Origin of the sequence: Micromonospora sp. DT81.3, assembly GCF_049847225.1 — a bacterium.
In the GTDB taxonomy this organism is placed as follows: domain Bacteria; phylum Actinomycetota; class Actinomycetes; order Actinomycetales; family Microbacteriaceae; genus Microbacterium.
In genome coordinates this window covers 15,782-38,945 of sequence record NZ_JBNCNY010000018.1, presented here as the reverse complement: position 1 = coordinate 38,945, position 23,164 = coordinate 15,782, and the positions used below count along the sequence as shown (strand labels likewise).

The following is a 23,164-nucleotide window of genomic DNA, read 5'->3' as shown; positions in this document are numbered from 1 at the left end:
CGCCGCAGATGGCGTGACAAACGTTTTCTGCGCCCCCTGACGTCCATTTGCAGGCCCACTGATCGGGCCGCAACAGTGCGATCCGTCAACGGACGTCCGCGCACGTGCCTCTTGCGGCGCAGTGGGCGCCAGAAACGGACGCGCGCTCCGCCTGGGGGACTGGCTCCACGCAGCGGCGGGTCTCCCGTCAGGATAGCGGCGACAAGAGCGATGGCGCGTTTCAGGAGTCGAGTGAGGCCCGGGTGGCAGGTCACCTCAGATCGTGAGGACTTAAGTCTGCGGAGTGGTGTTGTTGACGAAGATGGCCACTGAGTGCGGCTGCGGGTGTGCCCAGCCGCCGCAAGACGGAGGTGATGTGGCTGTTGACCGTCGCATCACTGGCGAACAGCCGGGCGGCGGTCTCGCCGTTTGTCATTCCCTCGGCGACAAGCAGGCGACCGCCCGTTGGCGTTCGGTCAGTCGGGTCAGAGCGCTGTGCTGGGTGGGAGTATCCGCCGCGCCGGTTGGTCGGGCGGTCAGCGCGAGGCGACTGACTGTGAGTTTGCGCGCCGTTCACATATATGGTTGCCATGGGTCAAACTGCGACCGCAGATCGTCGATTGCGGACTCGAATGTGAAAGCCAAACCCCCTGTCGGCGACGGCTGAGAAGTAGGCCAATACGACGGTCGAAATCTAGGCCACCGTCTTGTGTTGTCAGTCTGCCGGATCTTGGGTTCTGATGCTGGGGAGGCTGTCGATGCCTCTGCCGCGGAGTCGGTAACTGGCGCCCTTCAATGTGAGGACGTCGGCGTGGTGGACGATGCGGTCGATCATCGCGGCGGCGACGGCCTGGTCTCCGAAGACCCCGCCCCAGCCGGAGAACGGCAGGTTCGAGGTCAGGATGAGCGATGCGTGTTCGTAGCGGGATGAGACGAGTTGAAAGAACAGGTTGGCGGCGTCTTGTTCGAACGGGAGGTAGCCAACTTCGTCGACGATGATCAGCCCGTAGCGGCGCAACCGGGCGAGCTCTTGCGGGAGCCGGCCTTGCCGGTGGGCGTTGGTGAGGCGGGTGACCCAGTCGGTCGCGGTGGCGAACAGGACTCGGTGTCCGTGGCGGGCGGCGACGATGCCGAGAGCCGTGGCGAGGTGCGTTTTCCCTGTTCCGGGCGGACCGAGCAGCACCACGTTCTGCGCTTCCAGGAGGAACCCTCCGGAGGCGAGTCCGGCGATCTGTTGCCGCGCGGTGGGCTGGGCGTCCCAGTCGAAGTCCTCGAGGGTCTTGCGGGCCGGGAACCCGGCCGCTTTGATCCGCAGCTCGGCGCCGGATGCGTTGCGGGCAGAGACTTCGCGTTCGAGGACGGCGGCGAGGTAGTCCTCGAACGACCAGCCGGCGTCGCGGGCCTGGTCGGCGAGCCGGGTGGCGGCTTCGGTGATTCGGGGTGCTCTGAGCGCGCTGGCGAGATAGGTGATCTGCTTGACCGATTCGGTCGTCTTGCCGGCTATCATGCGACCCCCTCGATCCCGAAGGCACGGTCGTAGTCCGCGAGATCCCGCATCAGCTCGTCCACGACTGCGGCCGGCCGGGGCTGCTGGAACTGCTGTCGCAGCCTTCTCGCTGTCTCCACGTGAGCGGGGTCGGTGATCGTGCTGCCGCGCGCCCAAACGCGAGCGTGATCGGCGACGATCCGCCCATCGAGGCGAACGCGAACTCGGTCCAGGTCTGCGGTGACGTCGACGATCCGGCCGATCGCTTGCGGATCGACCGAGTAGTCGGACGCGTCGAGGCGGACGTAGTAGTCCCGGCCGAGACGGACTCGTTCCCGCCAACCGAGTTGCAGCGGGACCGGCGGCAACGGCAGGATCCGTGCCCGGTCGTGCTCGATCAGATCAATGGGCCGGGCTTTGATCGTCCGCACGATCCTGCTATTCGCCTTCTCCAACCAGTCGGCGAGCTGGGCGTTGAAGTCCGCGGGAGAGGTGAAGGTCCGGCCCGGCATGAACGAGGTCTCCATCCAGCCGTTGCGGCGCTCCACGATCCCTTTCGATTCCGGGTCGTAGGGCCGTAGCTGCACGACCTTCGTGGCGAGGGTCCCGGCGAATGCCGCGACGCCTTGCGCGAGCCGGCCCTTCTGACCGATGCCGGGTTCGTTGTCCCAGATCAGACGGCGTGGGACACGACCGAGTTGCTGGATCAGCTCCCACGACCCGAGCAGCAGGTCCTCCGTCTTCCGGGTCGGGATCATCCTGGCCGTGACGAACCTCGAGTGCGCGGCGACGATCACCAGCACCGGCAGCAACACGGTCGTGTCGTTCTCGAGCGGGATCTTCCGCGGCGGGAACCAGAGATCACACTGCGCCGCATCACCGGCCACCCACGTCAACCGGTCCGCTGGGTCGACCGGTCGATGCTCCGGTCGCAACCGCCTGACGTTTTCTCGGAACCAGGTGATCGACCCCGACCACTCCACCCGCTCCGCGATCACCGTCGCCGGCATCGACGGATGCTCCGCCAGCAGCGCCCTCACTCTCGCTTCGAACGGCGAGAAGGAGGTCGGCTGCGCCGGCCGCTCATACCTCGGCGGCCGATCCGACCTCACCGCCGCTGCGACCGTATCCCGCGCAATACCGAGATCTCGAGCCACCTGACGCTGCGGAACACCATCCGCGACAAGCCGCCTGATCAACGCCTAATCTTCCAAGGAGACCACCCACCCAATCTGGTCTGGGTGGCCTAGTTTTCAACCGAGCCGTCGCTATGGCCTACTTTTCGAGCATCGTCGACACCCCCGCAACTCGGGCCCGGGTCTAGGTCGCAATGTGCGTCGGTCCATGCCGCAGCCGCTGCTTCGGCGGCCGTAGAGGCCACGACGGTTTCGCCGAACAGCCGCGCGATCTCCGCGGGCGGCTCCTCGGCGATGAAGCCCTTCTTCCCCGGGCCGGTGGCAAGTTGATACCCGATCGCGGTGGTTTGCACCTGGAACGACGCGCCCAGAAGCATGAGGCGACACTAACCCCCGTCAGGCATCGCAGCGGTGATCGATGAGCAGTTGCGGGTCGTCCCCAACGCCGTGGGCCGCGGATGGTCGCGATGGCGTCCTCATCGGCGACGCGTTGTCGCCAGCTGCTAATCGTGAGGACTTGCATATCGGTGATCGGCTCACGTGCGTCGATCCGGAGATCGAAGCTGCGAAAAGTGCGCTCGCGATATTCCGGTCTGCGGTTCGGCGCCCGTCCATCGCTTGGCGAGCCACAAGCAGGACCCGCAGCGCGGACCGGATCCCGTCCGCCCGCGGCGCGCTCAGTTGTTGAGGCAAGTCCCAGACCAGCCGAGAACTATTTGAGATCGGTGGCCCCGCCGGCGAAGATCCCGCTCGAGGATGGAACAGCGAAGTTGCTGCCGGTGCTGGTGATGACGCCGGCGCATTCGCGGTCCGTGATCGGCAGGATGATCCCGACCCGGAAGACCGAGGATCTGCTGCTCGGGTCGTGGGAGCTGATCCAGGAACTCAAGGCCCTGCCGGGGCGCGACGGATACGCGGGGGAGCGTCGACCCAGCTGATGGCTAACATCACCCGTCTGTCTGGGTGTAAGGGTGTCAGGACGCGTCGAACGCCCGGAAGGATGTGAAGGTCGGCCGCGTCGAAGCCGGTGAAGTTCAGGGCAAGGCCCGTCCCGAGGGCCTTGGCGTATGACTCTTTCATGCTCCACAGCTGTGTCAGCCACTCGCGCCGGGTGGGGCTCGTCATCCCGGCAGAGGTGACGAGCTCGGCGGGCGTGCACAATCTGCGAGTGAGGGCAGGCTGATCGAAGATCGGTGCGACCTGCTCGACATCCACACCGATGCGGCCGGACGCCGCAACGCCGACGATAAGGTGATCGCCCGAGTGCGCGATACTGACGTCGAGGTCGCTGCGCCACAGTCGTGGTTTCTGTCCCCGAGGCACGACCTCGAACCCGTGCCAGTCGCGGCCGAGCCGACCGCGGACGATGTCCCGCAGCCAGGATCGGGCCGTGATGTACTCACGGCGGCGCCTTCCGGCTAGCGATGCGGCGGTCGCGGCGTCCGGACCCAGGATTTCGGTGAGCTGACGCGCTGTCCAGTCAATGCTTGATCGGCTATATCCCGCCCGAACATACAATGGGCCGTCGGGCGTGTCCCGGGTTGGCAGGAGGCTACTTCGTCGCAAGCTGAGCGATCCCTCCTGCCAGCTCGCGGATCGTCGGATAGTCCCAAACGATCGTTGGGTCGACCTCGAGTTCGAATTCGTCCTCGATGTCGCCGCAGAGTGTGAGGGCGTATACCGAGTCAAGACCCAGCTCGCTGAGCGGGGTGTCGACCGTGAACTTGTCGGCAGTCACCTTACCGTAGGCGATCACACGACCGGTAAGCCATTGCTCGATCTGGGTAGGAACGACGTCAATAGTCATGTTCCTCTCCTTCCTTCCCTGTTTCCCGCGGGGATTCTCACGCGCTGTCGCGCCTTTGGATAGATGGTGACGGGGCGGAGGCCAACTGAGCGAGACTCGTCGACGCACCATTCGCCGTGATCAACGAGTCGGTCGATGATTTCACGCCGAAGGGGCCGCTGCTGGTGCGCAAGTCGCCCGCGCACACGTTCAAGGCACGCCTCGACGACGAGGGGATCGGCGGCCAGGTCGGACGTTCCAGCTGCCACAGCGCACGATCCGAGGATGGCAGCGGCCGCGAAGAATAGTGAGACCCGCCGAGCAACATCGAACGAGGCTGCCGCCGACTCGGCGGTCAGCTGGTCGGGCGAGAGGGCACGCGCGATGGCGCGTTCCCTTTTGAATCCTTCCGCCAACTCGTACACGAGCGGGAGTAGCTGTGGCGCGTGCTGCGCGAGGGCCTGCCGGACACGCGGATCGTGCAACGCGGCCCCGAGTGAATCCGTCGACCCGGCCCCCAGGGATAGCGCTTGGAAGTCTAACGCCGGCAATTCCTCTGACGCGTTCAACTCAAACAGGCGCAAGTCGGCCTCGACGGTCCTCTCGGAGCGACGCGCCCAGACGGGCAGGTTCGGAAGGATGGTCATGAGGCAGGAGGTGCTCCCGGCGTGGCCGATCGGCACCACAATCAGATCGCGCACCAACTTCTCAAGGATCGAATACGGCTCGGTTCGGGCGTAAAACGTGGACCCCGCCAGAACCGATAGCTGTTGAATCGCGTCCATGAGCAACTGCGGCGCGAGGTACTTCGCTACGGCACTCAGGACGAAGCTCTCCCGCGGCGCCAAGTGCAGGGCGCGCACCACACTACCGCTTAGCGCGTCTGCGATGAGGGTGTCGGTGAGAGCGTCGGCATACAGTGACCGCGCGTGCGGGATGTCGAGCACGGACCCGCCGTACAACTGCCGGTCGCGAGCGTACAGGATCGTCTCGTGCAGGGCGGCCTCCAGCGAGCCGACGGCGAGTGCGGGGATGGTGGCCCGCGTGATTTGAAACGCCTTGAGCGCTGTGGCGACCGCATTGCCTTCGCTGCCGATGATACGGCGTGCAGAAATCTTCACGCCGTCGAACTGCGCCGCGCCGATCCAGCAGCCGCGCATGCCCGCCGTAAGCACCCGGCGAGTTGTGTCGACCGGGTCGCCAGGCGCCTTGTGCCACAGCAATAGCGAAAACTGACGTGCCACGACACCCTCGCTGGTGCGGGCCATGATGAGCACGGACTCCGCGCGGTCAATGTTATTGATGATCTGCTTCGCGCCGCGTACCTTCCACACACCGCCGCCGAAGTCGGCGGTGCATTCGTTGTGCAGCAGGTCGTTTCCATGATCGAGCTCGTGGAACGCTGTGGCAATGCGCTCGCCTCTGAGAAGGCGCATTGCGAGGTCGGCCTGCTGCTCCTCGTCGCCCCCGATCCATACGTTCACAGCGGCCATCAGCGTTGTCAGCCCGTAGCCGAGCCCGACGGCGGGGTCGCGGCGAAAGATCGGGCGAAGACGCGTCACCATCGCCGACGTGTCAGTCCACCTGCCTCCTAGAGCGGCAGGCACAAACTCTGCCGCCGCGCCCCAGGCATCCAGCACGCCCTCAGCGAAGGTATTCATACGGCGCGCGTCATCGTCGGCTGCGATGGCCGCGTAATTGAAGGGACCGTCGATGTGCGGGTCGCCGAAGAGCAGCTCAAGATCGGGCCGGTTTAGGGCGCCCGTAAAGGGGAACGTTTGGGACAGGGTCATCGCCTCAACCCAGCCAGTCCGAAAGCAAAGTCACCACACCACTCGTGCGAGCCTCGAGCGCCGCTTCTGTCACCGCGTAGGCGACGTCGTTGTCGATCGGATCGCCTCCCAACCGGAAAGACAGACGCTGCAGCACCGCCGCGAGCCAGGCATCGTCGCGGCTCAGCGGTCCGTGTATCGAGCCGCGACGGGCCAGCCAGAACGCGACCGCGCACGCAGCGCCGAAGGTGAGTGCGAATCGCTCCGCGAGGTGGAAGGCGAGGGGGTCCGGCTGGGATTGGCGCGGCAGGTCCGCCGCCTCATCCAGCAGGGCCCGGTAGTCGGCGGCGATGCGCCGCGCCGGTGCGAGGGCGGCGACGGACGCGCCCTTCGCCTCCAACATGTCGACGAGCCCGGGTAGCGCGCGTAGCATGCTGGAACCGTGGCGGGAGACGAGCCGCAACGCTGATGTCGGGAGCCGATCGGCGTAGCCGGGGCGCAGGACCGCGAGAACAGCGTCGAGGTCGGGAGGGTTGCCGTCCCGCGTCATATTGCCGAACTCGTTCACAATGACGTGCAGGTTCACGATTGAGTTGCCGTCGAAGATGCCCACGACACGGTTGTCGCGAGCGGCCTTCTGGAACGCGCCTGCGCCGGCGACACCGACCAGTTGGGAGCGGGCGCCGACGAAATGGGTGAGGTCACGGAATAGCAAGTCGACGGTTTCCGCACCGAGGAACTTCACCAGAGCACTCACGAGCGACATTTCCGCCGGTGTTTCGTGCGCGGAGCGGACGCCGGCGAACATGACCACCTCGGCTAGCAAGGTGTCGGCGACGGCCTCAGCTAGCACCCGGCGCGCGCCGGGCAGTTCGGCAAGCCGCCGCCCGTACAAGCGACGTGTGTCAGCGAACTCCAAGGCGATGGCGAGACCCTGATCCGCCGCTCCAAGGGACAGTCCGGTGGTGAGCGGACGAGTCAGCTGCAGGCTCTTGAGAACGATCTCGAGTCCGTGACCGACCGGACCCACGAGGTTGGCGCTGTCGACGGTGGTGGAGCGGAACCGGATGCCGCTGATGTCGGCGCCGCGGATGCCGTGCGTCGCTACCTTCCGCTCATAGGTGATCGTCGCAGCATCGATCTCGTGTTTGTCTACGAGGACGAGGGACAGCGACCTCGGACCGTGCCTCTGGTCAGTGCGGGCAAGAACAGTCATGGCTCTGCCTCGGCTGGCGTTGTTGATGGGCCATTTCGTGCCCTCGACACGAATCCCGCGGTCGGCGATGTGCGCGGCGGTCGTTCCATGCGAGAGGTCGGAGCCGCCGCCTCGCTCGGTCAGGCCCCAGGACACAGGGTCGCCAGTGACGGCGATCGCAGCCATCCGCGCGGCGATGTCGCCACCGACGACCCACGCGCATACCGAGCCGAGGAACGTCTTACCGTGCGCGACGGCGGCTGTGACATCCCGTCGCGCGAGGTGCCGGATCATCAATAGCGGCGCGATTGCGTCCGTGAGCAGGCCGCCGTACTCGGCGGGAACGTAGTAGCGTTGCAGGCCCCACGCGTCGACTGCGGCGACCGTATCGGTGGGGAACTCCGAGCGCTCGTCGAGCTCTATCGAGCGCTCCGTGGAGATAACCGCCGAGGGATCCGATGCGTCGCCGAGGAATCGATCGAAATCGCGGACCGGCGCTAAGACGTCGCCCGCGACGGTGCCGGGTAGCAGTGTTCCCGTCATATGCTCACCGCCTCGAAGCCGTCCGTGTGGATGACGGCGAGCTGCTGCTCGAGAAGAAGTTTGCGCGTTAGCGCGCGTTGCACCTTGCCGCTGGTCGTCCGGGGCAGCAAGCCCTTGCGGATCAGCGCGACACCCAGGTTCGCCAGGGTGAACTCCTGCGAGATGCTGCGGCGCAGCTCCGCGCCAAGCGAGGCGAAGTCGCCGGACGCGACGAGCGCTCCCTCGATCTCGGCGACCATGCCGATTTCGGTGGCGCTGCCAGGCAACTCGAACGCTGCGCAAAGGCAGCCTGGAGCCAGCAGACCGTCGGCGGCAAGCTCGAGGTCCTGAGGGTAGATATTGCGTCCACGGATGATAATGAGGTCCTTGAGCCGGCCGGTGATGACGAGCTCGCCGTCGACGAGCGCGCCGAGGTCGCCGGTACGCAGGTACGTCTCTCGGGCGTTGCCTTCGATAGTGGCGCCGAAGTCGGCGGTGGTCTCGTCGGGGCGGTTCCAGTACCCCTGCGTGACGCTGGCCCCGCGCACCCAGATCTCGCCGATCAGCCGCTCGTTCAGTCGTGTGGAGGTCACCGGGTCCACAATCGCGACATCCATTCCGATCGCCGGCGGACCGCACAGCACGAACGAGAGCGACCGTTCTCCGGGCTGGGCCGGAACCAGGACGTCACGCTCGATCCCATCGGCGCTCGCGACGAGCGCCTTCGGTGGCTGACCGGCGTGACGACCGGTGACCAGCAGCGTGGTTTCGGCCAAACCGAATGCGGGGATGAACGCTTCGCTGCGGAACCCGATCGGCCCGAAGCGCTCGGCGAACGCATTCAGGGTCTGGATACGCACGGGCTCCGCGCCAGTGATCACACCCTCGAGGCTTGAGAGGTCGAGCTCAGCTCGCTGCTCGTCGGTGATGATTCGGCTGCACAGTGCGAACGCGAAGTCGGGCCCGACGGTGTGAGTCGCTCGGACCTGTGTCAGTAGTCGCAACCACTGCAATGGCCGCCGCAGGAACTGGGACGGTGAGGTCATGTAGAGCGCTGCCGTCGTGTAGATCGGCTGGAGGATCTGCCCGATCAGGCCCATGTCGTGATAGTGCGGCAACCAGCCGACGAGAACGCTGTCCGATGACATCTTCACGACGCTGTTGATGGCACGCTGGTTGGCGAGCAGGTTGCCCTGCGAGACCATGACGCCCTTCGGGGTGCCGGTGGAGCCGGACGTGTACTGCAGGATTGCCGTCGCCGACTCCTCGACCTCGGGCACGGTCCAGAGCGCCGGGTCGGCCTGAGCCGCACCGTCGACGATCACGACGGTCGCACCCTCGACGTTGTCGTCGTCGGCCAGCCCGAGTGGCATGAGAGCGCCCGCGGTAGTAAGCACGATTTTCGCGCGAGAGTCGCGCGCGATCGCAAAGAGACGGGCACGAACGGCGTCGGTGTTGCGGAGCGCCATGATGGGCACCGGCGCTGCAATGACACCGGCGTACAGGCAGGCCATGAGTGCACGCACGAAGGGAAGCCCGGGCTCGAAGGCGAGGATCGCGGCGTCGCCGGGTCTCAGCCCGAGCAGGGCGAACTGGACAGCCCGGGCGCGCGCGTCGGCATCGAGTGCGGCGTACGAGATGTCCGAGAACGCCGTAGGGCTGTCGTAGAAACGGATGCCGCGGGTCGTAGTTCTCGCCAACGATAAGTGGATGTGATCAACGAACACAGCTCCATCGAGATGAACCATGGTGCACCCCCTTGCGCGTGCAGAAGCGGAGCCGCAGCGAAGGATCGCCCCGGAATGCGGTGCCCGTTCCCTTTGGCAGCCGGGCACTAGCTTGGCGGACGCAAGCGACGAAGCTGTTACGTACGCGTAAACTCTGGGACGTCGGCGGGGGTTTCCCAATTCGGAGGGCTAATCTTGCCGAGTGAGGCGACGGTCCAGTACGAGGCGATCTGGCGACGCGCTGGGCGCAGGGAACAGCCTGGCTTTGAGCGCAGCCCGAGCACAAACACCCATGGACGCCCTCCCCGATATCCGAACGTCCCTCACTCGGAAGTCCTGCGCATGAACGGAATCGCCGGGCTCACGATGCTTCAGCGGGTGCGGGACTCCCTCTTCAGCCGCCTCGCGGCGGGCAGCTTCGCACGATTTGGCAATGGATCGCGCATCCTGCTCCCGACGCGTATCGCCAATGCCGACAAGATTTCAGTGGGCGAGGACGTGCTGATCGGTGCCGGCACATGGCTCATGGTGCCCTCACGAGAAAGCGCAGGCCCGGTCCTGCTCATCTCGGACCGCGTGCGGATGCGCGGGGCATCACTCTCCGCAGTGAAGAGCGTCGTCATCGAGGAGGCGGTGGGCATCGCCGCCGGCGTGTACATTTCCGACCACAGCCACGGCTTTAACCTGCCCGGCGTCCCGATCCGAGATCAGCCCCTCAGCGAACCGCGTCCTGTGCGCGTGTGCCGTGGGGCGTGGCTGGGGCAGAATGTTGTCGTGATGCCGGGGGTCACGATCGGCGAGTACGCGGTGATCGGCGCCAACTCGGTCGTCACCCGTGACGTCCCCCCACGCTGCGTCGCCGTCGGCGCCCCGGCTCGCGTCGTACGTGAGCTTGTGGCCGAGTGAGCGACACGAACCAGGACGTCGGAGCGATGCCCGTCGGGTCGTCGGTGACGACGGACGACGTCGTGTTCACCTTCTCGTTCGAAACGTTCGCCGATGCCGCCCGCCGCGGGATGATGCGCCCGCCGGACCGCATCCTGCTGAGCCTGGTCAACAGTGCTGAGGTACGGCGACTGCTCGTGGCGAACCCGTACCGGTGGCTCCCGCGCGTCGTCGCCTCGCCTCTCATGGACCGTGATGTGACTTTTCCCGGCTCCAGCCGGGTCTGGCTGCACTCGCCGACGCGGTGGCGGCGATCCGACCGTCTCGATCCCGGTGCGGCGGCCGCCGAGTATGCGGAGTACGACGCGTCGTTGCGCAAAGCCGCCGTGCGTCGCGGTCTCGTGGATCCCGTCGTGCTCACCACGAACCCGCTCGTCGCCGGATTCGCTCCCTTCGAATGGGTCCGCCAGACGACCTTCTTCGCCCGTGATGATTGGCTGAGCTCGCCCAGTCGAAGTGAATACTGGCCGGCGTTCCGGGAGGCGTATGCGCGCATCGCAGCCTCGGGTCGGAGCGTTGCAGCCGTTTCCTCACAGATAATCGAGCGCATCAATCCCACCGGTCTACATGAGGTCGTCCCCAACGGCGTCGAGCCCGCCGAGTGGCTCCAAGCGCAGCCGGCCGAGCCGGCGTGGCTCGCCAAAATTCCGCGTCCCCGCGCGATATATGTCGGCACGCTGGACTCGCGGCTCGATGTCGACGGCATTGCGACTCTGGCGCGTGCACGCCCCGACTTGCACACCGTGCTCCTCGGCCCGTTGCCGGATCCGCTCTACATTCGGAAGATCGCCGGTCTTTCGAACGTGCACGTACACCCTAGCGTCGGTCGTGCAGAGCTCGTCGCCACCCTGCGCAACACTGACCTGTGTCTGGTTGCGCACCGTCGGACAGCTCTCACCGAGGCGATGAGCCCGCTCAAGCTCTACGAGTACCTCGCCGCCGGTATACCGGTACTGTCAATTGACCTCCCTCCTGTGCGCGACATCAGCGACCGGGTCCTCCTGGTGAATTCGGTCGCGGATTTCGTGGACGTGACCGACACCGCGCTGGCGCTCGGACGGGCCGCAGAAGAGGATCGCAAAGCTTTCGTCACGAACAACTCCTGGGCCGCCCGGCACGAGCGCATCATCGCCCTAACCCGTGGCACCTGACCCAGGTGTGCTCAGGCGGTCGGGTCGCATGGGCTGTTGTGTGTTTCGGACACGTATCGCGCATCACAATGTTGCGTGAACAGTCGATCGAACACTGGTCGGCGCAGGTCTGGTGGCTCTAGCGTGAGGGCACACGCGATCTGATTGGCAGTATCGGTGCTACGCGGACGTAGCGTGTTCATCGCAGCCTGGGGGGGCTCACCAGTGTCAGTACTGTCACGCGTTTCTTTGTTGAGCTCGCTTCCGAGCGCGGCGCCATCGATCTCGGCTTCGGTGGCTGTGTCGATGCAGCCACGCAGCCTAGGCTGGCGCACGCGTCTCGCCTGGGGAATGCGACTTACGGATGCTGCGGTCATCGGCGTCGCAGTCGGCACCGCACACATCATCCGCTTCGGAACGACGGGCATCGGTCCAGGGATGGGCAGTGCCGATTACGCATATACCGCCATGAGCATCATGCTGGCTGTCACGTGGATGGTAGCTCTGGCTGCCACGCGCAGCCGGCTGCCCCGCAACATCGGCACAGGCATTGCGGAGTACCAGCGAGTGCTTCAAGCGACTCTCGGCACCTTCGGCGCCCTTGCGATCGTCTCCTTCCTCGTGCAGCTCGAGCCCGCGCGCGGCTACCTCGCGATCGCGCTACCCATCGGTGTGCTGCTGCTTACCGCCGGGCGGGTGGCCTGGCGCGCCTACCTCCATTCCTTACGGCGTGCAGGACGCTGCATGACCGGCGCGATCGTGGTCGGCAACCAGACCGATGTTATGCGCGTTGTGCACCAGCTGAGCCGCCATTACCGCGTCGGCTACCGTCCCATCGCCGCCAGCATCCCTGGTGGGCTCCATGAGGCCGTCGCCCGGCCCTCACGCGTTCCCGGGCTGGCGCTCGTGCCTTTCGAGTCGCTCGCGGTGACCGCCAAGCGCACGCGCGCACGGGCCGTGATTATCGCGGGGAATATGCCAGGTGGCAACGAGGCAATTCGCACGCTGGGCTGGGAACTCGAGAACTCGCGGGTGGAGCTAATCCTGATTTCTCGGCTCACCGATGTGGCCGGCCCCCGCATCCATCTGCGTCCCATAAACGGATTGCCGATGGTGCACGTTGACCTTCCCCAGTACTCGGGGCTCAACCATTTCATCAAGCGCCTGTTCGACAGCGCGCTTGCGGGCCTGGCCGTGCTGGTACTGGCTCCCGTGTACGCGATCATCGCACTCGCGGTGCGACTGGACAGCGACGGACCGGCGATTTTCCGCCAAGAACGCGTCGGCGTCCACGGGCAACGATTCGTCATTTTGAAGTTCCGCTCGATGCGCGTCGACGCAGAGGGGCGCCTCGCTGGGCTGCGCGACCGAGGTGAAGCCAACGAAGTGCTACTCAGGACGAAGAACGATCCTCGCCTGACCCGAGCCGGTCGTTTCCTGCGTAGATACTCACTGGACGAGCTCCCACAGCTGTGGAATGTGCTCCGCGGCGAGATGAGTCTCGTGGGGCCGCGGCCGCGCCCTCCTCTGTCCGCCGAGATCGAGCAGGTCGGGTCGCATGTGAGCCGGCGTCTACTGATGCGCCCTGGGATCACCGGCCTGTGGCAGGTGAGCGGCCGCTCCAACCTGACGTCGGAGGAGAGCGTGCGGTTGGAACTGTATTACGTGGAGAACTGGTCCATGACCGGGGATCTGGTGGTGCTCGCCAAGACGGTGCGAGCCGTCCTGAAAGGTGACGGTGCGTACTAATGTTTCGGATCCGTGATCGGAGAACGGCATGACTGGTCTCATTGTTCAGGAGTGGATCGAGCCGTCAGGGGGAGCAGAGCAGGTGCTCGACGCCTTTCGCGTCGCGCTGCCTGATTCTCGTTTCTACGCCCTGTGGAGTGATGACCCTGATCGCTTCGCCGCAAGCGAGGTCGATGAGTCTTGGATGGCCCGCACGCCACTTCGCCGCCACAAAGCGATCGGTCTACCCCTTATGCCCGTGACGTGGCGAATGAGCGGGGTGCGGGAGCGCCCGGACTGGGTGCTCAACAGCAGCTACGTGTTCGCGCACCACTCCGACTTCGGCACCCGGAGCGGCGGGGTCCCCAAGTTTTCCTACATCCACACGCCGGCACGGTACCTGTGGGAACCGGACCTCGACGGACGTGGTCGCGGCAAAGGACTCGCTGCCGCGCGCGGTGTACTGAAGGCTATCGACAAGAGCGCGGCCGCTCGGGCGGGCGACCTTGCCGCGAACAGCGAGTTCGTACGGCGACGCATCGTACGGTCGTGGGAGCGCGATGCTTGTGTCATCTATCCGCCGGTTCAGTCGCGCGTCATCATCAACGGCGGTCGGTGGCAGGATCGGCTCACGTTCTCGGAAGAGGAGATCCTGTCCTCCCTTCCCGAGCGAGGCTTCCTTCTCGCAGCATCGCGACTCGTGCCCTACAAGCGCCACAGCGCTGTAATTCGAATGGGCGAGGCACTTGATATCCCGGTCGTCGTCGCCGGCTCAGGCCCGGAAAGAGAAAAGTTGGAGGCGCTCGCCTCGACGGTGAGCGTGCCGGTGCGCCTGCTCGGACACATCTCCGACGCGCTCATGCGTGCCTTGTTCCAACGGGCTCTCGCCTTTGTCTTCCCCCCGGTCGAGGACTTCGGAATCTTGCCAGTCGAGGCGATGGCAGCAGGATGCCCGGTGATCGTCAACCGAGAAGGCGGCGCCTCCGAGTCGGTCCTCGACGGAGTCACCGGGTTCCACGTCGACCCTCACGATCTGCAGGAGGTTGCCGCGGCCATGACGCGCGTGGACCAGTTGGCTCCCGACGTCATGCAGGCTCGTGCGGAGCTCTTCGACGTTGACCGATTTGTCGGTCAGGTGCAGGCGTGGGTGTTGGGCGGAATTGCGTTGTCGGGTCAGCGCTCCGCGGGGGGAATGGACCGTCCGAAGATGGCCGCCTCGGCGTGAGGGTAACCCGGCGCCCAGTCGCGCCGACGCCGCCACACAGTGGTCCAGGGCCTGTCGCTTCGACGGCCGACTGTTTCGAGTGCCGCACGTATTGCAACACCGCTATGCAGGAGTGCTCGCCCGGCTGCGGCGCGGCGGGGGCTCCAAGTCTTGTTCAGAAGCGTCACCTTACCGGCCATCACCATGCTTCCCTTCGAGGAACCGGGCGAAGAGGTGGAACCGCCGACGGAGTGGATGATGGCCGCGCGCGGATAGACGACCCGTGTCAGGCCCCGTGCCTTCGCGCGCATACTGAATTCGGCGTCCTCGCCGTAGAGGAAGAAGTCCTCGTCCATGCCGCCGAGCTGACTAAAGTCCTGCCGCCCGATAAGGAGGAGGCATCCGGTGATTATCGGCACCTCCCGGATGGTGTCGCGGTTCCAGCGGCCCAGTGATTCGGGGTCGAAGAGGCGAGATCGCTTGAAGGCGGTGGACAGCAATGTTGCGTACATGGTCAAGGACCACAGCGTCGGTTCACCCCAGCACGAACTTGGTTCCAGCGTCATATCGTCGCGGAGCGTGCGTCCCCCTATGAGGTGATACTGGCGGTTGCTGCGCGCGAAATCGATGAGACTGGGCAGTGACTCGGGAAGCATCAGGGTATCGGGATTGAGGAGCAACACGAACTCACCCGTCGAGTTTCCGGCTCCGACGTTCACGGCGCGGGCGAAACCGAGATTGGTGCCGGCCTCTATCACCTCGATCTGCGGGTGAATGGCACGAAGCGCCTTTACACTTCCGTCGACAGAGCCGTTGTCCACCACGACCACGTGTACCCGCAGGTCGCCCGCGTGCTCGAGCACGGATCCGACGCAAGCCACCGTGTCGTCGCGGGTGTTGTAGTTGACGATGATCACGCTGACATCTGCGGTCGCAAGGGTATTCAAGACGACGGCACGCTTCTAGAGTTCGACGGCTGAAAGATCGTGCCTCAGCGTGGCGCGCCACCGCCGGGCACTATCGAGGTCGGTGCGCGTGAGCGCATCCGGTTCTCGCACGATCGCGAGACCACGGTCTGAAAGGAACGACGACAGCTCGCGCTGGTGACCGTCGATGTGCTCACCGTGCGCAATGGAGCGCGGTGCGAGAATCGGCACCTTCCCGGCCGCCAGGGCGGCCAGTGCTGTACCGGTGCCGGCGTGGCCGATCACGACATCGGCCTCTGCAAGGGCCCGGGCAAGATCTGCCGAGGGCAGCGACGGGACCCCCGCGATATCGAGCTCTGAGACATCGGTCGAACCAACCTGCCAGAGGGTCTTCACCTCGCTCGGGAGCGCGTGCCGGGCGCCGTCGATGAGTCGCCGGAAACCGAAGTCACCGTTTCCTCCAACGGTGACGACCGCTCGCTCCAATGGACCGATCCCCTCCACCGGTTCGACGTCGAAGCCGTCGAACACCGAGATGGCGTACCGCCATTTTGCGTTCTCGGCGTGCGGATACTGGACGAACCTGCTCACCCAGGGGACGCGCTCCATGATGCGACCGGTCGACGATATGCCGGTCACGCGAGTGGCGCTCTCGATGTACGTAAACGGAATGCGGCGGGTCGATGCGGGTGCAAGTGCCGAGAGCGCGATCTGAGCGCCCGTACTGATGACCCGGTCGATCGAGTGCTGCCGCATCGCGCGTTCAGCAATGCGTGTGTCGCGCATCACTCCGGCGTAGTCTCGCGGGGGGCGGGTGGGCACGTGATAGACGCGCTCACCCGCGAGCAGTGAGCGACTCTGCTGCGTGTCGTCAGTCATCCACACGACATCGTCGTCTCTCGCGAGGCGCGCCGACAGCATCTTCAGTTGCGTGAGATGGCCTCCAGAGATAGCGACAAGCAGGGTAGTCACTGTGTTCCCGCCTTTTGCACGGCGGTCCAGGCGAGATCGGCGATGACGGCCTCACCGGCGACGGAGGGATGGAAGTAGTCAATCGTCGAGATCTCGTCCGGTTCGAACTCGTAGCCGAAGAGGGCTCCGCCGTCGCCGACGCAGCCGACGGCGCTGGTGCACAGCTCCTGAATGACGGCGTTAAGTTCGGCGTTGCGCCGGGCCACGGCGTCCCGTCGCTCTTCGGCGGCGGCGTCCGTCACCTGCGCGTCACCGAGGAGATTGCGGCAGGAGGGGCTCTGATCCCACACCCGTACCGCGCGCCCGTTATCGTGGCCGATCTCCCATATCCTGTGCAGGTCCGGGATCGACATCGCGAGGATCTGCACCTTTGGGATGCCGGTGTGCAACTGCGACAGCAGCGCCGAGTAGCTGGTGCGGAAGTCCTCGGGCGTCGTCATCTCATCCAATGATCCCTTGCACACGTCGTTGCCGCCGAGAAGCAGCAGCACGAGGCCGGGCTGCTCGGTGATGATCTCGTCGACTCGGGCGAGGGCGTCAGCGACGGTGCCGCCGTCCTTGGCCTTGTTCACGACTTTGGGGAAGGTTCCGGACACTTTGCCTGCGCGAAGGGCGACCGAGGCGACAGCCGGATCATCGCCCGTCGCCCAGCTGCTCGCGGTGCAGCGCCCTGGTTCAGCGCACGCGTTGATGCCGAGCGTCACCGAGTCGCCGAGCGCACCAATCGAGGTGACCTCGACGATGGCCGCCGGGGTCTCCAGCTCCTCAAGGTCGACCGGTACGCCGGTGGCGCCACCCGCGCACCCCGAGAGGGCCACGCTGATCACCGCCGCGAGCGCTGTCCCGATTAGGCTTCGCCGTGCCTTCATGCCACCACCCGGCTCGTCTCGTCTCGATTCCAGGTCTGCGTGCTCTTACGGATGATTGAGCGCCGCGCCAAGACGTTCGGGACCACCCAACACACGGAGTACACCGCGAACGGCACCCACAGCGTCGGCCGTTTCACGACGCGCTTCACGAGGTTGACGTGTGTCGATCCGTCGGCCGCCGCCGCGTGCTGCGACGCCGCGGGCAACTCCTGGTTGCCGCGGGCGACCCGCACGGAGCGACGGATGTGGGAGCGGATGTCGGCGGCGCTGCGCACGGTGAAGCTGTGGTCGGTGAGGGTCGCTCGTTCGGTGGGAAGGAACAGCTGCTGCACGAACCGGTCGTCTGCAATCACCTCGGGCCACATGTCGAATCGTGCCCGGCCTTCCTGCGAGAGTCCGTACACTCCGGAGCCGATGTGGCCGCTGCTGCGATAGTCGGTGATGTTCCAAATCTTGTAATGCTGCCGCACCGCCCACGATGCGTGCGAACAGTCCACGACGAGGGTGGGAGACGCCACGCCGATGCCCTCTGACCCAAGGACGTCGGCCAGGGCGAACAAGGCGTCAGCTGACATCACGACATCTGCGTCGACGTAGACGCGCGGGAAGACGGTAGCCGCCGCATCTCCCGCGTTCAACGCCGCGATTTTCGATGCCGTTGGCACCTCCACGACGCGCACGCCCTGGTACGCCGACGCTCGCGCGACGGTGTCATCAGTGCAGCCGTTCGCCACCACCACTATCTCGAGGTCGCCGCGCCGGCATTGAGACGTCAGCGCACCAAGGATCCGATCGATTACCGCACTCTCGTTGTGCGCGGGGATAATCAAGCTCAGTCGGGCGGTCACGCGCGCATCACCCGCGCTCGCGCAGTCGCGGCGTTCGTCGCGCCTCGGGCTGGGGCGTCAATGTCGAGCGTCGCTTCGGCGGACGCTTTGCGCGGTGCCGCCGTGTATACCCAGGCGGCGACCGCGAGCAGCATCATGTGGACGAGGAAGGATTGGAAGAACCCGAACGCGTCGAAGAAGAACAACGCTGAACTGTACCCGGCGATGCTGATCGCTAGCGCAAAGGCGAGTGACGCGTGACGCAACTCGCGAGCGAAGCGGAACGCGTAAACCAGAAGCATTACGACCGGCGCGAGCATGAAAACGGCGTAGCCAGCTACACCGAGTGCCCCAGCCTCCATCAGGATGCCAAGCACCTGGTTGTCGAGGATGAACCCGTTCGCCTCGTCGCCGACGACGATCCGGCTGCCGAAGCCTCCGCCGAAGAACGGAAATTGCACCACTTCTCGCATGGCAGGTTCGAGGTCGGCGAGGCGCCCCGCCCCAGTCATCCCCGCCGATGTGTACTGCGAGGCAACGAGGGAATCGATATCGAGGAAGGACAGCAGCATCGAGTCCACCTGAGCGGGCACCACCGCCATGGCCAGGATGAGCACGGGGACAGCGAACGCCACCAGGAGGAGGGCGATCCTGGGTCGCAGAATTAGGGCGACCAGAAACATGACCCCCATGACGACAACCGCAGTGCGCGAAATGGCCGCGACTATGCCTCCGAAGATGATCATCGTTCCAATGCCGTAGACGATCTTGCGGTTGATGGGGTGGCGCGGCCAGACAGCGTACTTCGCGAGATAAATGACGATCGGGATCATCATGCAGAGCATGACGGCCAAAGCGATCGGATGCTGCGCCGATCCATACGCCCGGTTCACCCCGGCGCGCGTGGCCTCACCGGCCTCACGCAGAACCATCAGCGGGAGGAAGTTCCCCAGCATGAGAAAGACATTCGTGCGGAACACCCGCTCGACGATCGCGAAAAACGCGACGATGGTCGCCGACCAGGTGAGCAGCATGAGCAGCGTCATAACCATCCGCTCCGATGTGAGCAGCTGACGGACGCTGAAAAACACGGAAAGGAGAATGCCGAGCTGGAAGAAGCCGGACAGTGAGGTCGTGGCCAGCCCTTCGTTCACCAGGCGGGTGCCGTTCGCGATGAACGAGACCAGCAACGTTGCGAGGAAAATGCCCAAAGGCCATCCAAAAGCGATCGGCTGCCAGCGGCGGGTGCGGTCGGTCAGGAAGGAGAATCCGAGGGCGACGACGGCGATGAATATCGTAAGTCGGTACGGCTCGAGCGCAAACGGCAGCGGGATCGGCAGTGCGTAGAGCCGCGCGGGGATGAACATGATCGTACCGGCGAGCAAGAACAACAACGCCGTCCAGGTGAAGAGGATGCGACGCAAAAGAACTACGAGCGACAACCCGAGCAGGGCAGTGCCCGTGGCGATCGGTGGCAGCAAGACCGCCGATGTGAGCACAATTGCAGTCAGAGCGACCGTAGCGAAGACACCACCGGCGATCTGACGCGGCGTCAGACGCTGCCTCCTGGGCGGGGTCGGCGTACCGGCGCCACCGAAAGGCCGCGTTGGCGGCAGAGGAGTAAAGGTCACGATGCTCTTCTCGCAGAAAATCCAGAGACCAAGGGGTGGCCGCTAGACCTGGGCGTTGTCGTCAGTAGTCCGCGCCCTGCGACTGGGCGTCGGTGTGCTAGACGCACCGACGAGATCGTTATCCGCAACTAGATGGTCTGCCTCAGTGAAGTCATCATCGAGCGGAAGAGCCTCATCCATGCGCTTCGGCTCGCGGCCTTCCCCTTCCGTCGTCGATTCCTCGGCGGCAGCGCGGCGCTTGTCGGACCCCGAGCGGATGCCGCTGAGGATGAAGGCCAGCACCACGAACGCGAGGAAGACGCCGAAGAACGTGACCACGATAGGGATCGCCGGGTTGCTGGTCTCACCCTCGACCGCGGGGTTCACGCCAAGCGTGTTGACTTCGACCCTCAACTCCGGCGCGAGCTGCTGAGCGTCCTGCTGCGCCGCCAGGTAGGTGACGAAAGTGTCCGCCGTGGTGCGGGAGATCAACTGGGCCTGATCGGCGGTCGGCGCGGTGCCGATGACCTCCACGATGGGAAGCTCGTAGCGCCCAGGGAATCGCTCATCCCCGGCGGGCTGCGTAGTCCGCCGGACCGCCGATATCGACTCAGTTTCAGGATCGAGGGTGCCGACCTCCGACTCGACCTCGGTCTGAATCTCGTCGCTCGAGATGATGTAGGCGTAGATGAGGGCCGACTCTGCCAGGTCGTTGAATTGCGGCTCGCTGACCCCCTCCTGCAGGGGAACGCCCGGGATTTCCGCCTGATAGATCGGGTCCGATGCGCTCGTGATCAGCAGGGTTGTCGTGGCGCTCCATGTCTGGGCGGCACGAGACACAACCTGGCCATTCTGGATGGTGAATCCGGCGAAGAACGCGGCGACCATAGCGACGATCGCTCCAACCAGGAGCAACCACTTGTATCCCCACAGAACCTGCAAATATTTGGGCGTTTCCATCGCGCTACCTTCCTTTGTACGGCTACAGGCGCAGTCGCCCAGGACACTCGCAGCACGTCGTCGGGCGAGGCTCGTCCTGCCGCCACCCCACGGCAGCCGAGAAGAAACTTTGCGTCATCAGCCTGACGTGGGAATGTTAACAGCGCGCCCGCCGCATGTTGCACTCTTGTAAAGACTGGGCGACATTTCCCCCGTCCAGGTTGTGTGCACCTGGTTCATCCGCCCACAGTATTCAAACAACCACCGTACTGCGACGGAGTGATTCATGAACGCACGGCGATCCATGGGAGGAGGCCGAAAACTGACGGTTCTATACAGCTTTCCGCACGCTCTCGGAGCTCCGGGCATCGGCTGGACCGCATGGAACCAGGTCAATGAGTTGGTTCGCGCCGGTCACGAAGTCCATGTGGTGGTGGCAAGCGTCGCCAAGCCCGTCGAAGGGGCAGCGTCCCTGCGAACGACCATGACGGTGTTCTCCCGACGAGTGCCTCATCGCGCTGTAGGGCGTGATCGCGCTCTGCGTTACCACGACTACGTGGCGTCACGAAGGGTGAGAAAAGCCAACGTCGCGGTCGTGCATGCCTGGCCGCTCGCTTCTGAACTGACGTTCAAGGCGGCGGCACGCCGGGGGATCCCCACTCTCCGCGAAGTGCCCAATACGCACACCGCGCATGCGTACGAGGTCGTCGCCCGCGAATCTGCGCGGCTCGGCCTGGAGCCTCGTCGCGGCGCAAGCCACACCCACGACGCGCGCCACCTAGCGGCCGAGGAGCGCGAGTGGGCTGCGGCTACCGCCCTGCTGATCCCGTCCGAGGCGGTGGCGCAGACGTTTCGCGACCGCGGATTCGACCCTGGTCGTCTGCTTCGTCACCAATACGGCTCGAACGCTCGACCGACGGGGCACGTCCGCGAAGAAGGCCCATTCACGGCCGTTTTCGTCGGCCGTGGCGAACCTCGGAAGGGACTGCACTACGCTCTGGAAGCGTGGATCGCGTCCGACGCTTGCCGAACCGGCCGGTTCCTGGTTTTCGGGGCACTCGAGCCAAAGTACGCCCGCTACCTCGCTCCGATGCTCGCGCACAAGAGCGTTGAGGTGCACGGCGTTACCGACGACCCGATGGGCGTACTCTCCCAAGCCGACGTCATGCTCCTTCCCACGATTGAGGAGGGCAGCGCCTTGGTTACGTACGAGGCGCAGGTCGCCGGATGTGTCCCGCTCGTGTCAATCGCGGCAGGCGCGGTGATCGAGCACGGCATCACCGGATTCACACACGAGGTCGGCGACGTAGGCACCTTGACCCGGCAACTCGACACTCTCTGCACCCGTCCCGAGCTGCTCGAGGCGATGCGTGCCGCCGCAATTTCACGTGCAGAAAGTCTGACCTGGACTGCCGCTGTCCGCCGACAGGTCGACGCGTATCGAGCTGCGGTAGCACTGGCAGATAAGAGCCGACGTGTCTCAGCCTGAAGACGTCACGCTCGCGATCTGCACCCGCGAGCGGCCAGAAATGCTGAGCCTCGCGCTGAGGTCATTCACCACGGCGACACCGCGGGGTGTGCAGATCCTTGTCGTCGATTCGGCCTCCACGACATCGAAGACCCGCGAAGTTGCCGAGGCTGCCGGAGTCGACTACGTGCGCAGTGATGTGAAGGGACTGTCGATAGCCCGGAATCTCGCGATCAAGACGAGCGGCCGCGCGATCGTCGTGTACACCGACGACGACTGTCAAGCCGTGGCAGGATGGCTCGATCCGATTCTTCTTCGATTTGAAGTGCCCACGGTCGGCGCTGTCACCGGTCGAATGCTCGACCACACGATGCTGGGTGCCGCGGTGTCGACACCGCCGGATCGCGTTTTTAGGGAAACGATCGAAGGGCTTGACGCTGGTCACGGGGCGATCATGAGCTTTCGGCGCGACATACTCGTGACACTCGGCGGCTTCGACCCCGTGCTCGGGGCTGGCCGCGAGCTCGGCGGCGCCGAGGATCTCGACATCTTCTGCCGAATCCTCGACAGCGGCCAGCAGATCGTCTTCGAACCGGCGTGCATCATCCACCACGTTCACACCCGCCAAGGCGGCGCGTACACTCAGTTGCACCGCGGATACGGGCTCGGTCTGGGAGCACTTGCTACAAAATGGGTCCGGTTGAAACCGAAGGTGGGGACAACCATGGCCGTGGTCGTCATCAAGCGCACGCTGTGGCGAGCCCTGTCGAACCGTACCAATCCGCGCCGGCGAAAGGCCGACATGGCTCTGCTGGGCGGCTTCCTCACCGGATTCCTCAAAGCCACCCGATATCGGATGAACGGCCGAACCTTCGTCGACGTTCATCCGCCGGATCCGATCACGCTGTCGGTCGCCAGCGGCCGGAGCGGTGACGAGTCATGA

General features: G+C 65.1%; 22 protein-coding genes. 7 read left to right on the top strand and 15 right to left on the bottom strand.

What is annotated here, in order from left to right; genetic code table 11:
* Nucleotides 1–250: 250 nt before the first annotated feature.
* From ACPW96_RS22120 to ACPW96_RS22105, 4 genes are all read right to left on the bottom strand, one after another.
* Complete coding sequence (locus ACPW96_RS22120; RefSeq protein WP_425885815.1) at nucleotides 251–571, bottom strand: helix-turn-helix domain-containing protein; 321 nt, start codon at nucleotides 569–571, stop codon at nucleotides 251–253.
* 123 nt (nucleotides 572–694) lie between these two features.
* Nucleotides 695–1,486: an IS21-like element helper ATPase IstB gene (gene istB, locus ACPW96_RS22115; RefSeq protein ID WP_425885814.1), complete on the bottom strand. Its 792-nt coding sequence runs from the start codon at nucleotides 1,484–1,486 to the stop codon at nucleotides 695–697.
* Nucleotides 1,483–2,664, bottom strand: a complete 1,182-nt coding sequence (gene istA / locus ACPW96_RS22110; protein ID WP_425885813.1) for an IS21 family transposase — start codon at nucleotides 2,662–2,664, stop codon at nucleotides 1,483–1,485. The genes istB and istA overlap by 4 nt, the downstream gene beginning before the upstream one ends.
* A 47-nt stretch (nucleotides 2,665–2,711) precedes the next feature.
* Complete coding sequence (locus ACPW96_RS22105; protein WP_425885812.1) at nucleotides 2,712–2,978, bottom strand: hypothetical protein; 267 nt, start codon at nucleotides 2,976–2,978, stop codon at nucleotides 2,712–2,714.
* A 348-nt stretch (nucleotides 2,979–3,326) separates the two neighbouring features.
* Between ACPW96_RS22105 and ACPW96_RS22100 the strand changes: the two genes are divergently transcribed.
* Nucleotides 3,327–3,539: a hypothetical protein gene (locus tag ACPW96_RS22100; protein ID WP_425885817.1), complete on the top strand. Its 213-nt coding sequence runs from the start codon at nucleotides 3,327–3,329 to the stop codon at nucleotides 3,537–3,539.
* On the opposite strand, the gene ACPW96_RS22095 is transcribed toward ACPW96_RS22100, so the two are convergent.
* From ACPW96_RS22095 to ACPW96_RS22075, 5 genes are all read right to left on the bottom strand, one after another.
* Entirely contained in the window at nucleotides 3,487–3,816 is a 330-nt protein-coding gene (locus ACPW96_RS22095) for a 4'-phosphopantetheinyl transferase family protein (RefSeq protein ID WP_425885816.1), read from the bottom strand. The genes ACPW96_RS22100 and ACPW96_RS22095 overlap by 53 nt on opposite strands.
* Nucleotides 3,817–4,153: 337 nt before the next feature.
* On the bottom strand, nucleotides 4,154–4,408 hold the full coding sequence (locus ACPW96_RS22090; RefSeq protein WP_425885811.1) for an acyl carrier protein: 255 nt from the start codon (nucleotides 4,406–4,408) through the stop codon (nucleotides 4,154–4,156).
* On the bottom strand, nucleotides 4,405–6,180 hold the full coding sequence (locus ACPW96_RS22085; protein WP_425885810.1) for an acyl-CoA dehydrogenase: 1,776 nt from the start codon (nucleotides 6,178–6,180) through the stop codon (nucleotides 4,405–4,407). Before ACPW96_RS22085 ends, ACPW96_RS22090 begins: the two co-directional genes overlap by 4 nt.
* 4 nt (nucleotides 6,181–6,184) lie before the next feature.
* Nucleotides 6,185–7,897 carry an acyl-CoA dehydrogenase family protein gene (locus tag ACPW96_RS22080; RefSeq protein ID WP_425885809.1) on the bottom strand — a complete coding sequence of 571 codons (1,713 nt, stop codon included), beginning with the start codon at nucleotides 7,895–7,897 and terminating at the stop codon, nucleotides 6,185–6,187.
* A complete protein-coding gene (locus tag ACPW96_RS22075) occupies nucleotides 7,894–9,576 on the bottom strand; it encodes a fatty acyl-AMP ligase (protein WP_425885808.1) in 1,683 nt (560 codons plus the stop codon). The genes ACPW96_RS22080 and ACPW96_RS22075 overlap by 4 nt, the downstream gene beginning before the upstream one ends.
* 369 nt (nucleotides 9,577–9,945) lie before the next feature.
* Here ACPW96_RS22075 and ACPW96_RS22070 point away from each other — a divergent pair, with 369 nt between their 5' ends.
* From ACPW96_RS22070 to ACPW96_RS22055, 4 genes are all read left to right on the top strand, one after another.
* The gene (locus tag ACPW96_RS22070; RefSeq protein ID WP_425885807.1) at nucleotides 9,946–10,509 is read left to right on the top strand and encodes an acyltransferase; all 564 of its coding nucleotides are present in this window, start codon (nucleotides 9,946–9,948) and stop codon (nucleotides 10,507–10,509) included.
* A complete protein-coding gene (locus tag ACPW96_RS22065) occupies nucleotides 10,506–11,699 on the top strand; it encodes a glycosyltransferase (RefSeq protein WP_425885806.1) in 1,194 nt (397 codons plus the stop codon). Before ACPW96_RS22070 ends, ACPW96_RS22065 begins: the two co-directional genes overlap by 4 nt.
* Nucleotides 11,700–11,984: 285 nt before the next feature.
* A complete protein-coding gene (locus ACPW96_RS22060) occupies nucleotides 11,985–13,427 on the top strand; it encodes a sugar transferase (protein ID WP_425885805.1) in 1,443 nt (480 codons plus the stop codon).
* 28 nt (nucleotides 13,428–13,455) lie between these two features.
* The gene (locus ACPW96_RS22055) at nucleotides 13,456–14,631 is read left to right on the top strand and encodes a glycosyltransferase (protein ID WP_425885804.1); all 1,176 of its coding nucleotides are present in this window, start codon (nucleotides 13,456–13,458) and stop codon (nucleotides 14,629–14,631) included.
* On the opposite strand, the gene ACPW96_RS22050 is transcribed toward ACPW96_RS22055, so the two are convergent.
* The 6 genes from ACPW96_RS22050 to ACPW96_RS22025 form a co-directional block, all read right to left on the bottom strand.
* Nucleotides 14,580–15,527: a glycosyltransferase family 2 protein gene (locus tag ACPW96_RS22050; RefSeq protein WP_425885803.1), complete on the bottom strand. Its 948-nt coding sequence runs from the start codon at nucleotides 15,525–15,527 to the stop codon at nucleotides 14,580–14,582. The genes ACPW96_RS22055 and ACPW96_RS22050 overlap by 52 nt on opposite strands.
* A 45-nt stretch (nucleotides 15,528–15,572) precedes the next feature.
* Complete coding sequence (locus tag ACPW96_RS22045; RefSeq protein ID WP_425885802.1) at nucleotides 15,573–16,415, bottom strand: glycosyltransferase; 843 nt, start codon at nucleotides 16,413–16,415, stop codon at nucleotides 15,573–15,575.
* Between the two features lie 89 nt (nucleotides 16,416–16,504).
* Complete coding sequence (locus ACPW96_RS22040) at nucleotides 16,505–17,377, bottom strand: SGNH/GDSL hydrolase family protein (protein ID WP_425885801.1); 873 nt, start codon at nucleotides 17,375–17,377, stop codon at nucleotides 16,505–16,507.
* A complete protein-coding gene (locus ACPW96_RS22035) occupies nucleotides 17,374–18,225 on the bottom strand; it encodes a glycosyltransferase (RefSeq protein WP_425885800.1) in 852 nt (283 codons plus the stop codon). The genes ACPW96_RS22040 and ACPW96_RS22035 overlap by 4 nt, the downstream gene beginning before the upstream one ends.
* Nucleotides 18,222–19,835, bottom strand: coding sequence for an O-antigen ligase family protein (locus tag ACPW96_RS22030; protein WP_425885799.1), 1,614 nt, complete (start codon nucleotides 19,833–19,835; stop codon nucleotides 18,222–18,224). Before ACPW96_RS22030 ends, ACPW96_RS22035 begins: the two co-directional genes overlap by 4 nt.
* Before the next feature lie 42 nt (nucleotides 19,836–19,877).
* Nucleotides 19,878–20,774 (bottom strand): hypothetical protein, encoded by an 897-nt coding sequence (locus tag ACPW96_RS22025; protein ID WP_425885798.1) that lies wholly within the window; start codon nucleotides 20,772–20,774, stop codon nucleotides 19,878–19,880.
* Nucleotides 20,775–21,039: 265 nt separating this feature from the next.
* Here ACPW96_RS22025 and ACPW96_RS22020 point away from each other — a divergent pair, with 265 nt between their 5' ends.
* Together ACPW96_RS22020 and ACPW96_RS22015 are read left to right on the top strand one after the other, a co-directional pair.
* On the top strand, nucleotides 21,040–22,242 hold the full coding sequence (locus ACPW96_RS22020) for a glycosyltransferase family 4 protein (protein ID WP_425885797.1): 1,203 nt from the start codon (nucleotides 21,040–21,042) through the stop codon (nucleotides 22,240–22,242).
* On the top strand, nucleotides 22,229–23,164 hold the full coding sequence (locus tag ACPW96_RS22015) for a glycosyltransferase family 2 protein (protein ID WP_425885796.1): 936 nt from the start codon (nucleotides 22,229–22,231) through the stop codon (nucleotides 23,162–23,164). The genes ACPW96_RS22020 and ACPW96_RS22015 overlap by 14 nt, the downstream gene beginning before the upstream one ends.